The following is an 11,999-nucleotide window of genomic DNA, read 5'->3' on the forward strand; positions in this document are numbered from 1 at the left end:
GGTGCATCATGGACGCACCAACTCGGGGCCTAGTGATACGCCCAGAGCCCGCAAGCCCGCCAGCAGCGCCGGGTACGCCACGGCCACCGCTTCCGCCGCCCCCTTGACGCCGAGTTCGATGTGGCGTCCGTACTCCGGATGATCGACGCTGGGCAGACTGAACACCCGCACACCGGGGTGCTCGGCCTCGATGCGCTCCATCAGCGGGGTCAGCACGGCCTCGATCCCACCCAACACGATGACCGACCGCTCGGCACTGCGTCCCTGCCCGAACAGCGCCCGGTAGTGGGTGTCGAGCACCCAGCCGATCATCGGCCACGCCATCACCGGAAAGCCAGGCACAAAGTGAATGGTGCCGCCGCCCGGCCCGTCGCAGCTAAAGCCCGGAATGCGGTTGTAGGGATTGGGAATGATGCGCGCCCCCTGCGGAAAGTAGCCCATCTGCAGGCGCTGGACGTTGTCGGGGCGCTGCGGGTCGTACGGCACGCCCTGCTCGGCGGCGACCTCGCGCATGCGCTGCTCGATCAGGTCTTTGGCCTGCGGGTGCAGTGCCAGCGGCACGCCCAGCGCGGCGGCTGCCGCCTGTCGGGTGTGATCGTCGGGCGTGGCACCGATACCGCCGGTCGAAAACACCACATCCGAACGGGCAAACGCCTGCCGCAGCACGTCGGTGATCGCCGCGCGGTCGTCGCCCACATAGTGCGCCCAGCTCAGGCGCAGGCCTCGGCTGCCAAGCAGCTCGATGACCTGAGCCAGATGCTTGTCCTGCCGCTTGCCGGACAAGATCTCGTCGCCGATGACGATGAGGCCGAAGCACGGCGGGCGGGGCGCAGTGGGTAAGACGGGTGAAGCAGTCACGGGGCAACAGCACGATCAGGAACGGGGCAGGCAATCCAGCACGGCGCGATGCGCGCCACGCCGCCGTGGACGACCGACACGGTCGCACAGAGGGATGAGGCTGCGGGGGCACGAGCGACACGCATGGCAATCAGGACGCGGGGGGTGGCGATGTGCCCGGCGCGGGGATCGGGCACGCTTGGACGTCGATCACGGTGGCCCGCGGGGGCCGTGCGGGCGGCTCGACGCCGCCCGGGCCGGCGGTGTCGGCACCAGCCGGTTCGGGGACCAGCGGATGCCGCGCCTGCGCCAGGCGCCACGCGTGCAGCGCCTGCAGCAGGTAGTGCGCGAACCACAGCGAGCCGAACGCAAAAACGAGCGTGTAGATCCAGATGGCCAGTGGCACCAGCAGCGGCGCCAATGCAATGAACATGGCGCCCGAGACCCACAACACGCTAGGGGCCGCGCCCAGCAGGCCAACCACGACGCCCATCGCCAGCAGGGGCAACCGGTGCTGCGCCAGCAGTTCGCGCCGCTCCTGCGCCGAGGCATGCGCGGCCAACACGTCGTAGGCGAACACGCGGGACGTCAGCCAGCCCCAGATCAGCGGCGGCAGCACCAGCGCCAGCGGGGGAATGAGCCACAGCGGCAACGACAGCGCCAGCAGCAGCAACGCCAGCAGCGCCGACCACGCCGACCATACGATGCTGCCCAGCAGACCGCCACCGCGGCAGCGCTGCAGATCCGGAAAACGGCGCAGCGCCACCCATTCCGCCAGGGCCGGGGTCACAAGCCAGGCCACCAGCAGCAGCGCCAGCACCACGATCAGGGGCGTGGCCAGCGCCAGCACCAGCAGCGGCGCCACCACCACGCGCAGCGCCGACAGACCCACCGAATCCAGCCAGCCAAGCACGAACTCCACCAGCGCCCACTCCTGCAGCCAGGCCAGCACCGCATCGACCGCGCGGTCCCACAGCAGGTAGCCGAGCGCAAACGCGCCGGCCACCATTAACAGCAGCGGCAGCAACGACAAGCCGATGACGCGCGGATGCAGGCAGTAGGCCACGGCGCGCCAGAAAGATCCCAGCAGCAGGCGCATGTCGCAAGGATAGCGCGTCCGGCGCCTGCCCTCTTGCGGCGGCGGCGCACAGCGCCGCCACCTCGTCCGGGCGCAGCCAACGCCACTGCCCCGGGGCCAGGTCGTCGGTCAACCGCAGCGAGCCGAACGCACAGCGGTGTAGCTGCTGCACCCGGTTGCCCACCGCGGCGACCATGCGCTTGACCTGGTGATAGCGGCCTTCGGTAAGGGTCAGGCGCAGGCAATGCGCGTCGAGCCGCTGCAGCGCTGCCGGCTGCACCGGCTGCGGGTCATCGCGCAACACCACCCCGTCGCGCAAGCGCTGGCATTGCGCGTCGTCGATAGGGTGCGCACAGGTCACTTCGTACACCTTGGGCACATGGTAGCGCGGCGCGGCCAGCCGGTGGATCAGGTCACCACGTCGGTCCCTAGCAACAGCCCAGAGGTGTCCTGGTCGAGCCGCCCGACCGCTTGCACCCCGCCGGCAACGGTCCTGGGGCGCTGGCGCAGCGGCGCGGGCAGCAGCCCATACACGCTGGGCCAGGCGGAGGGGCGCTGCGAGCATTCGGTGCCGGCCGGCCTGTGCAGCATCACGTACGCCCGCGGCTGGTAGGGCCAGCGCTGCCCGTCCACCCAGAACACCGCACCGGGGGCGAAAGCCGCGTCGACCGGCGCGGCGGGGTCGGTCACCGGTCGCGGCGGCTCGCCCACCGCCAGCGCACCAGCACACACCAGCGCACGGCACTGGCGGCGCGAACCCAAGCCCTGCGAATACAGCACGTCTTCCCACCGCATGGACAGGAGCATAGCCGGCCTTGGGGTCGGCCGCTTGCGCGACAATAGCGGGTTGAACCGCCATCCACTGCCATGAAAGCGCGCGTCCAGTCCCTGTTGCCCAGTCGCGAACGCCTGTACCGCATGCGCTGGCTGCGCTGGCTCGCCCCGTATCTGAACCACCCGCGGCTGTGGCACCTCAACCGCCGCGGGCTGGCGCTGGGGGTGGCGTTGGGCGTTTTTTTCGGGCTGCTGATCCCGGTGGCGCAGATTCCGCTGTCCGCAACGGCGGCCATTTTGCTACGTGCCAACCTGCCGGCCTCCGTGGCCAGCACGCTGGTGACCAACCCGGTTACATTCGGGCCGGTGTACTACGGCGCCTACAAGCTCGGTGCTTGGGTGGTCAATGGCACCCATGACGCGGACAGCTCACGGGACGCGGTGATCCTGGCCGCCACCCAGGGACCGGCGGCGGCCGATGGCGATGCCGACCGACCTTGGTGGGCTTGGCTGCACGACGTCTGGATCTGGATGGGCAGCGTGGGCAAACCGCTGGTGGTCGGGTTGGCCATCGTGGCGTCGGTGGCCGGCGTCGGTGCTTATGTGCTCATCAACGCGGTTTGGATCTGGAAGGTGCGGCTGGCGCGACGGCGTCGGGTCAACGGCGGCAGGCGCCGTAACGATCGACACGCCTCCCTGAGCTGACGGCGCTGCCGCCGCCATCACACCCGTGCCGCCTCGCGCCACGCGGCACAGGCAGCGGCCTCGTCGCCACGCTGTTCAGCCAGCTCGGCCAGCGCACGCCAGGCGCGCCGACGCAGCTCGCGCTCGGGCAGCGCACGAACCGCCTGCTGCAACAGCCCCTGCGCCTTGCCCCACAATCCGCGTGCCCGGTACGCCTGCGCGGCCAAGTACTGTAAGGCGGCGTCGGCCGGGTCGCGCTGCTGGGCTTCCTCCAGCCGCGGCAGCCACGCCCCGGCCAGCTGGGATAGCCATGACTCCATGGCGGCCACGGCCCGGCAGCGCTGCGCGGGCGACAGCGACAAATAACCGGCCCACGCCACGCGGATGGCTTCGTCCACCACCGCTGGCAGCGGCCCGTCGGCGGGCAGTCCGCCGTCATCACGCAACCGCTGCGCGTGCTCCAGCAGGGCGAGCGCGCGCGCCGCATCGCGCCGCTGCGCCCCTTGCAGGCTGCGCCACACCGCCGTCAACGCGGCCTCATCGCGGGCGTCGGACAGCGCATCGAGCCAGATGCCGCGCAGCACGGTATCGATGGCCTGCTCAGAAAACGCCCGGTGCTTGGCCAGCAGCCGCGCCAGTTCCAGCGCCTCGCGGCTGTCACGGCGCAGCTGGGCCAGTCGCAAGCGCAGCCGCACGGCCTGAATGCGGCGCGCCGCCCCCTGCGGCAACTCGCCCAACCAGCGCTCTGCCTGCTCCGCGTCGCGCGCCTCCAGAGCCCACTCGGCGGCGCGCAGCAGGGCGCCTTCGCGCGCCTGCGCGGCCGCGCGCGCCCGCTGCGCATCGGTGGCCGCAAGCAGCCACGTGTCGCGCCAGTCGCGTTGCCCCAGGTGCTGTGCGCTCTCGGCGGCAATCAGGTGTGCCAGCACCCACAGCGTGTCGGCATACGGCAGATCGCTGCCGCCGTCGGCCTGCAGGCGCGCAATCGCCTCGCGCGCTGCAGTCTGCGCACGCACGAAGCGCCCGCCCGCCAGATACGCCCACCCCTGCAGCACCAGACCGACGGTGGCCCGTTCCTGCTGCCGGGCACGCCAGCGGCTGGCACGCCGCGGCAGGTCTCGCAGTACGGCCACCCCGCGCCAGGCTAAATAGCCCAGCACGAAGACCGCCACCAGCGTGATCAGCACCAGGTTGAATGACACATCCAGCCGCCATGGCGGCCAAAACAGCGTCACGGTGGCGGGGTTGTCGCCCATCAGCAGCGCCGCGGCCACCGCCAGCGCCGCCAGAAACAGCCAGCCGAAGATGGCTTTCACGGCCGTCCTCCGCGGGTTGCGGTGCGTAGCTGGGGCGCTGACCGCATCGCTCAGCGCCCCACGGCGGCAGCGGCCAGCGCCGCCAGCGTTTCATCGGGACGCGGCAGACTCTCCTGCCGCAGGTCACGCTGCAGCGCCTGCAGCGTCTGCAGGGTCAGCTGCACACGCGGCTGCTCGGTGTCGAAATACCGCCCCAGGTGGCGCTCGACGGCGCGCAAATCGGCACGGGCGCTGTCGAACTGCCGCGCCAGCACCGCCAGCCGCGCGTTAAGCAGCAGCAGGCGCACGTGCTCGCGCAGGAAATACGCCTGCTCGGGCGCCAGCAGCACGGCTTCGGGCGCGTCGATGCGGCGCAGCCGCACCAGGTCGCCCAGGCTGGCCTGCACACGCTCCCAGCCCCGCTGCACCCAGTCGGCCACCCACGCCTGCACCCACTGCCACGGCGATTCGCCGCCGTGGGCCGCCGGAGCGGTCGCACCCGCAGGGACCGGCGCCGACCGCTGCGCCACAGCGCCCGAGGCGGACCGCCGCGGCGGCCCCGGTGGGGGAGCGTCCGCCTTCAGCGGCCATTCATCGACGTGCCGGGCCAGCTCATCGAGCCGGTTGACCAGCGCTGGCACGTCCAGCAGCGCCGCCGACTGGATGCGCGCCAAATCGCGCCCGATGGCACGCTGCACCGGATTGAGGCGGGGCTGTGCCGAGCGCTCGATGCGCTGCTCGGCTGCCTGCAACGCCATCACCACCGGCTGGATGCTGCCGGTGAGCTGACTTTGCTGGATGGCCAGGCGCAGCGCCGCCTCCAGCTCCTGCACCAGCGCATCGTCGCGTGAACGCGACACCGCCAGCATCAGCTCCTCCAGCTGGCTGCGCTGCAGCACCACTTCCGACAGCTTCAGCTCGGCCACACCCACGCGCGCCTGCAGCTCATTCAATGCCGCCTGTGCCTGCTCGGCCAAGGCGCGGGCAGCCGCGGCCTCGCTCTGCAGGTCGGCGCTGCGGCGGGCCAGTTCCTGCTGGGTAGCCGAGACACGCTGCCACACCACTCCTACCCCGCCCAACGCCAACAGCACCAGCAGGGCAGCGGCCACGCCCAGCCAGCGCCGCACCTGCCCCGGTGGGCTGCTCGGGGACGACGGAGGCGCCAGCGCAGGCGCTGGAGGGGAGGCCGGCTCACTCACACCAGGGATTCTAGAGCCTGCAGCACGCTGGCCGGTGTAGGACGGACGTCCACGACCACGCCAAAGCCCGCGGCACGGGCGGCTTGGCCGATGCGCGGATGGGTCGCCACGGCGCGCGCCTGCCACCACGCCTGCGCGGGCAGCAGCTGGCGCAGGTGGGCCACCGCCTCGCTGCTGCTGAACAACCAGATCGAGCCATCGTGCGCCGCCTGCCGTGCTCGTTCGCACTGCGCCACACCCCACTGCGGCGGCTGCCGCCGGTACACGACCACAGTCTGGACGCGCGCCCCCGCCTCGGCGCAGCGCTGCACCAGCCAGTTGCGCCCGGTGCCGCCGTCGGCCGAGCGACCCCGCACCGCCAGCACGCGCATGCCGGGCCGCAACTGCGACCGCACCACCGCCCACAGCGCCTCCGAGTCCATCTGTTGCGCCGCCGCGGCGGGGGCATCGATGCGTTGCGCCGCCACCCCCCAGTCACGCAGCGCCTGCGCCGTGCCAGGCCCAGGCGCCCAGTAACGCGGCTGCGCGGGCGCGGGCAGGCCCGCTGCGCGCACCACCCGCACCGCCTCCGGGCTGACGAACCACAGCGCATGCCACGCCGCCGCGTCGCTGATCGTAGCGCCCCACTGGGCCGGATCACCGTCGGGCGCGATATCGATCAGGGGCAGCGCCACCATCGGCCAGCCCGCCGCCTGCAGGGCGTCGACCCAGACGCGCGCCTGATCAATCGGGCGCGTCACGATCACCGTCGGCCGCGCCACCACCGCCCGAGACTGGCCACTCATGCCGATGCAGCGGCCACGCGTGCGCCCTGCGCGATGAGCACGCGCGCCGCCTCCTGACCCAGCCGGTCAGCATCGGCCAGGTCAGCCACTTCGCCCTCCACCTGCGCCTGCAGCAGGATGGCCGGGTCCTCGGCGTCGCCCCAAGCGGCCTGCACGCGCAGGCGTGCACGCTGTCCCGCGGCGGCGGGCTCGGCCCCCACCCAGGTCGCGTGTGCCGCCAGCGGCACCGTGCAGCTGCCTCCCAGGGCCCGCGAGACGGCCCGCTCGGCCGTCACCGCCGCCCACGTGGGCCAGTGCGCCAGTGGCGCCAGCGCCTGCGCCACCTCGGCGCGTGCGGCGCGGATTTCGATGCCCAGCGCCCCCTGAGCCGCCGCGGGCAGCATCTCGTGCGGTTCAAAGACGCGGCGCATACGCGATGCCAGCCCCAGGCGACGCAGCCCGGCTGCTGCCAGCACGATGGCGTGATAGTGACCTTCGTCGAGCTTACGCAAGCGGGTGTCCAGATTGCCCCGCAGCGGCTCGATGCGCACATCGGTGCGGCCCAGCCGGTTCAACCAGGCGCGCAGCATCACCAACCGCCGCAGGCTCGAAGTACCGACCACCGCCCCCGGCGGCAACGCGGCCGGCTCGGCGGCGACCGACGACACCCAGGCGTCGCGCGGATCCTCGCGCGCCATCACGCACGCCAGCACAAAGCCGGCCGGCAGCTCCATCGGCACGTCTTTCAGGGAATGCACTGCCAGGTCGGCGCGCCCTTCCTCCAGCGCCACCTCCAGTTCCTTGACGAACAGGCCCTTGCCGCCAACCTTCGACAGCGCCCGATCAAGGATCTGATCGCCGCGCGTGGTCATGCCCAGCAGCTGCACCCGGTGTCCATGCGCCTGCAGGCAGCGCTGCACATGCTCGGCCTGCCACAGGGCCAGTCGGCTTTCGCGCGTGGCAATGGTCAGCGACAGAGGCAACAGCGAGGCGGTGGCGGGCAAGGGCTCTGCCGTCGAATCGAGGGGGGACATGCGGCCAATGCTAGCACGTTGTCAGGCGCTGCCCCGCCAGGGCCTCGCGCACGTGCGGCAGCTGGCGGCGCGACACCTGCAGACGCTCGGGCACGCCATCGAGCCGCACCACCCAACCATCGAACGCCTCCTCGCCCGCCGACGGCTGTCCGTGGCCACGCTCCAGCGCGCGCACCCGCTCGCGGGCCACCAGCGCGTTTCGGTGGATGCGCAGCCAGCGCTCGGGCTGGCTGCGCTCGAACTCGTGCAGCGACCCGTCGTAGATATAGCTGCGCCCGGCGGTGCGCACCGTCACGTACTTCCACTCCGCCTTCAGGTAGATGACGTCGTCCAGTGGCACCCGCTCGGTGCGCCCCCGTTCGTGGATGACGATGGCCTGCGGTGCGGCCCGTGCAACCCCTTCGTGGCTGGGCGGCTCGGCGGCCGGGGGCGCGGCCACGGCACCGCTGTGGCGCCAGCGCTCCGCCTTGTCCAACGCCTGCTGCAGCCGCTCCTGCCGCACCGGCTTGGTCAGGTAGTCCACGGCGTCCAGCTCAAAGGCGCGCAGCGCGTGTTCGGGGTGCGCGGTCACAAACACCACCGCCGGCGGCGGAGTGCGCTGGCGCAGCAGCTCGGCCAGTGCCAGGCCGTCCATGTCCGGCATCTGCACATCCAGCAACACCACGTCCCACGGCTCGCTGACCAGGCGCGCGTAGGCCGCGCGCGCATCCGCCGCCTCACCCACCTCGATGTCACGCGGCAGGCGCGCCAACACGTCACCCAGCCGCTGCCGCGCCGGCGTTTCGTCATCGACCACCAATACGCGCAAGGCCATCGGTCCACCTCCCGCTCGGTACGCAGCCGCCGCCGCCCCGCAGCGCCCGCTAAAATCGGTATGTGCCGTCTCAACGGCGTAGTTATACGTCGGCCGCGTCGGCGCGTCTACCTCATTGGGGCGTCGACCCCAGGGTGTCCCATCACCCACCCAGCCAGCGATACGGCGCGCCGTCGCCCGTGCCTTTGGGCGTGCGCCTCGGCCTCCCGATCCGCTTCGACCGCCCACACCGCTGTCGCCCGCCACGCACCATGTCGCACAACCAACTCGATGCCAAGTCCCAAGCCTGGTCGGCCCTGTTTTCCGAACCCATGAGCGAGCTGGTGCAGCGCTACACCGCCAGCGTCTTCTTCGACCAGCGGCTGTGGCGCGCGGATATCCAGGGCAGCCTGGCGCACGCCGAGATGCTGGCCGCACAGGGCATCATCAGCGCGCAGGACTGGGCCGACATTCAACGTGGCCTGCAACAGATCGCGCAGGAGATCGAATCCGGCGCGTTCGAGTGGAAACTGGCGCTGGAGGACGTACACCTCAACATCGAAGCGCGCCTGACGCAACTGGTGGGCGACGCCGGCAAACGGCTGCACACCGGCCGCAGCCGCAACGACCAAGTGGCCACCGACGTGCGGCTGTGGCTGCGCGGCGAAATCGATGGGCTGATTGCCTTGCTGCGCGAGCTGCAGGGGGTGCTGGTGGAGGTGGCCGCGCGCCATGTGGACGTGATCCTGCCGGGCTACACCCACCTGCAGGTGGCGCAGCCGGTGAGCTTTGCGCACCACCTGCTGGCCTATGTGGAGATGTTTGCGCGCGACGAGGAGCGGCTGCACGACGTGCGCCGCCGCACCAACCGGCTGCCGCTGGGCAGCGCTGCGCTGGCCGGCACCACCTACCCGCTGGACCGTGAGCGTGTGGCGCGCACGCTGGGCATGGTGGACGCGCACGGCGAGCCGCAGCTCTGTCTCAACAGCCTGGACGCCGTCAGCGACCGCGACTTCGCCATCGAGTTCACGGCCGCCGCCGCGCTCATCATGGTGCACATCAGCCGCCTCAGCGAAGAACTGATCCTGTGGATGAGTCAAAACTTCGGCTTCATCCGCATCGCTGACCGCTTCACCACCGGCAGCTCCATCATGCCGCAGAAAAAAAACCCGGACGTGCCGGAGTTGGCGCGCGGCAAGACCGGCCGGGTGGTCGGCCACCTGATGGGCCTGATCATGCTGATGAAGGGCCAGCCGCTGGCCTACAACAAGGACAACCAGGAAGACAAGGAGCCGCTGTTCGACACCGTGGACACCGTGCGCGATACGCTGCGTATCTTCATTGACATGATCGGCGGTGAGCGTGATGCGGCTACCGGACAGCGTTCGGGGGGCCTGACGGTCAACCGCGAGGCGATGGAGGCTGCCGCCCGCAAAGGCTTTGCCACCGCCACCGATCTGGCCGACTATCTGGTCAAGAAGGGCGTGCCGTTCCGCGACGCACACGAGATAGTGGCCGCGGCGGTACGCGCCGCCGGCGAGCGCGGCTGCGATCTGACCGACTTACCGCTGCCCGAGCTGCAGCGCTTCCACCCCGCCATCGACGCCGACGTCTACGAGACACTGACGCTGCGCGGCAGCCTGCTGGCGCGCAACACCGTCGGCGGCACAGCGCCCGCCCAGGTCCTGCGCCAGATTGAACGGCACCGCCAGCGCCTAGGGCTGGCGGGCTGAAGTCCGTCACGCCAGCGCCGGCAGCGCGCACAGCGGCGCGGCGGCGTCCGCGCTGGGCTGCACCAGATCACGGTAGTAGTTGGGCAGCGCAAACAGCGCGTGATGCACCTCGGCGTTGTAGTAGCGCAGGTGGGGCAGCGCCGCCACGCGCTGCTGCAGCGCAACGGCATCGATGGCGCGCGGACGCAGCGTCTGCGACGCCACCGCAAAGCCCCAGTAGGCGCCGTACAGCGGGATGTAGAGGCCGAACGGATGCACCTGCGCAAACACGCGGCGCAGCTGGGCGACGATGTCGCGCACCTGCTGCGGCTCGAACACCGGGGTGCCGGTGTGCAGCACGATGGCCGCGCCCGGGTTCATGATGCGCACCAGCGAGCGGAAAAACGCCTCGGCATAGAGCGAGCCGGCCGGCGTTTCGGGATCGGTCAGGTCGAGCAGGATCAGATCGAACCGGTCGGCCGTCTGGGCCACGTAGGCCAGCCCGTCGCCGATGCGGACCTCCAAGCGCGGATCGTTGAACACGCCATGATGCACGCGCTGCAGGTGCGCTTTGGCCACCTCGACCACCTCGCCGTCCAGCTCGGCCATCACCACGCGCTCGACGCTGCGGTGTTTGAGCACCTCCTCGGCCGCGCCACCGTCGCCGCCGCCGATGATGAGCACCTGGCGCGGCGCACCGTGCGCGACGGCCACCGGGTGCACCAGGCACTCGTGGTAGAAGAACTCCTCGCCCTCCGAAGTCATGAAGTGCCCGTCGATGCGCAGCGTCAGCCCGAAGCGCGGGGTGCGCATCAGCTCGATGGTCTGGTACGGACTGCGCCGCGCCAGCACGCGCTCGGCGCTGGTGTAGCCGTACACCGCATCGCCCGCGTCGTTGAGCGCCTCCAGGATGGTCTCGGCAGGGGGACGTTGTTCACTGCCACGCTGCAGGCGATGGATCTCGGTGCGCCCTGGTTCGAACGCGGCCACAATCTCACGCAGCAGCGCCTCGGCCTTAGAGGAATTGTCGGTGGTGAAATTGCACACGTATACGTCCAGCGTCACCGCGCTCCGCTCGGGCCAGGTGTGCACCGCCAGGTGCGACTCGGCCAACAGCAGCATGCCGGTCACGCCACCGGGCTGCCCGTTATACGGTGGAAACGGATGCCACTTCTCATCGACCAGTGTCAACCCCACCCCGATCGTGTGGCGCCGGCACAACTCAGCCAACGCCGCCGCATCGGTCAACAGACCGTCGGCCCCTCGGCAGTCGTACAGATCAGCCGTCAGATGAAGCCCTTGCATGGCTCAATCCCCCATCCAATCGTGTGAAACCACCAGACCGAACCGGCCTGGATGAAAAGGTTTAGATTCTAGCCCAGCCAAGCATCCCAAAACGAAAAAGGCAGCACACACGCTGCCTTGATCGGTGTCCCGACGCCACCCTGACCGGGGCGCGCCGCCCTGCGCTCGCTCAGCGAAAGCGCGGCTGCGGCTTGGTGGCCAGCTCGCCCTGTACGGAGGCCAGATATTGGGACATCTGCTTGAGCTCGGCCAGCGAAAACTGCTGCACGATACCCCCCATGATGGGATTGGCCCGCCCGATGTGCGGGTTGCCCTGCACGGTGTACGACTTCAGCGCCACGTACAGATAGTCGGCATGCTGCCCGCCGATCTTGGGGTAGCTCGGGTCGATGGGCTGGCTGAAGTTGGCCCCGTGGCAAGACGAGCACGCGCCTTTTTCCAGCAGCGCCGCCACCGCCGCAGACGGCGCCTTGGGTTGCGCCGACGCGGTCACGCCAGCGTTGTGCTGAGCATAGAACGCCGCCAGG

Annotated in this window: 11 protein-coding genes and 1 pseudogene; 2 read left to right on the forward strand and 10 right to left on the reverse strand. The window is 70.6% G+C overall.

Annotated elements, in window-relative coordinates; genetic code table 11:
- Positions 1-6: 6 nt before the first annotated feature.
- The 3 genes and pseudogenes from V7Z54_RS08090 to V7Z54_RS08100 all read right to left on the reverse strand — a co-directional run.
- Positions 7-858: a competence/damage-inducible protein A gene (locus V7Z54_RS08090; RefSeq protein WP_334135714.1), complete on the reverse strand. Its 852-nt coding sequence runs from the start codon at positions 856-858 to the stop codon at positions 7-9.
- A 130-nt stretch (positions 859-988) separates the two neighbouring features.
- Complete coding sequence (locus V7Z54_RS08095) at positions 989-1,936, reverse strand: EI24 domain-containing protein (RefSeq protein ID WP_334135715.1); 948 nt, start codon at positions 1,934-1,936, stop codon at positions 989-991.
- Positions 1,937-1,985: 49 nt separating this feature from the next.
- Positions 1,986-2,710, reverse strand: a pseudogene (locus V7Z54_RS08100) (16S rRNA pseudouridine(516) synthase); the annotation flags it as partial.
- A 72-nt stretch (positions 2,711-2,782) separates the two neighbouring features.
- On the opposite strand from V7Z54_RS08100, the gene V7Z54_RS08105 reads away from it, so the two are divergent.
- Complete coding sequence (locus V7Z54_RS08105; RefSeq protein WP_334135717.1) at positions 2,783-3,394, forward strand: DUF2062 domain-containing protein; 612 nt, start codon at positions 2,783-2,785, stop codon at positions 3,392-3,394.
- 17 nt (positions 3,395-3,411) lie between these two features.
- On the opposite strand, the gene V7Z54_RS08110 is transcribed toward V7Z54_RS08105, so the two are convergent.
- The 5 genes from V7Z54_RS08110 to V7Z54_RS08130 are packed head-to-tail and all read right to left on the reverse strand — an operon-like array spanning position 3,412 to position 8,476.
- Positions 3,412-4,686, reverse strand: coding sequence for a heme biosynthesis HemY N-terminal domain-containing protein (locus V7Z54_RS08110; RefSeq protein WP_334135718.1), 1,275 nt, complete (start codon positions 4,684-4,686; stop codon positions 3,412-3,414).
- A 50-nt stretch (positions 4,687-4,736) separates the two neighbouring features.
- Positions 4,737-5,864: a uroporphyrinogen-III C-methyltransferase gene (locus V7Z54_RS08115; RefSeq protein WP_334135720.1), complete on the reverse strand. Its 1,128-nt coding sequence runs from the start codon at positions 5,862-5,864 to the stop codon at positions 4,737-4,739.
- Positions 5,861-6,649, reverse strand: coding sequence for a uroporphyrinogen-III synthase (locus tag V7Z54_RS08120; protein ID WP_334135722.1), 789 nt, complete (start codon positions 6,647-6,649; stop codon positions 5,861-5,863). The genes V7Z54_RS08115 and V7Z54_RS08120 overlap by 4 nt, the downstream gene beginning before the upstream one ends.
- Positions 6,646-7,662: a hydroxymethylbilane synthase gene (gene hemC / locus V7Z54_RS08125; RefSeq protein WP_334135724.1), complete on the reverse strand. Its 1,017-nt coding sequence runs from the start codon at positions 7,660-7,662 to the stop codon at positions 6,646-6,648. The genes V7Z54_RS08120 and hemC overlap by 4 nt, the downstream gene beginning before the upstream one ends.
- Before the next feature lie 10 nt (positions 7,663-7,672).
- Positions 7,673-8,476, reverse strand: coding sequence for a LytR/AlgR family response regulator transcription factor (locus V7Z54_RS08130; protein WP_334135725.1), 804 nt, complete (start codon positions 8,474-8,476; stop codon positions 7,673-7,675).
- A 251-nt stretch (positions 8,477-8,727) separates the two neighbouring features.
- Between V7Z54_RS08130 and argH the strand changes: the two genes are divergently transcribed.
- Positions 8,728-10,188 carry an argininosuccinate lyase gene (argH, locus tag V7Z54_RS08135; RefSeq protein ID WP_334135727.1) on the forward strand — a complete coding sequence of 487 codons (1,461 nt, stop codon included), beginning with the start codon at positions 8,728-8,730 and terminating at the stop codon, positions 10,186-10,188.
- Positions 10,189-10,194: 6 nt separating this feature from the next.
- On the opposite strand, the gene speE is transcribed toward argH, so the two are convergent.
- Both speE and V7Z54_RS08145 read right to left on the reverse strand, forming a co-directional pair.
- Positions 10,195-11,472 carry a polyamine aminopropyltransferase gene (gene speE / locus V7Z54_RS08140; RefSeq protein WP_334135728.1) on the reverse strand — a complete coding sequence of 426 codons (1,278 nt, stop codon included), beginning with the start codon at positions 11,470-11,472 and terminating at the stop codon, positions 10,195-10,197.
- A gap of 169 nt (positions 11,473-11,641) precedes the next feature.
- A partial coding sequence (locus V7Z54_RS08145; protein ID WP_334135730.1) for a c-type cytochrome occupies positions 11,642-11,999 on the reverse strand: 358 nt, incomplete at its 5' end.

It is taken from the genome of Tepidimonas sp., assembly GCF_036824975.1.
Lineage (GTDB): Bacteria > Pseudomonadota > Gammaproteobacteria > Burkholderiales > Burkholderiaceae_C > Tepidimonas.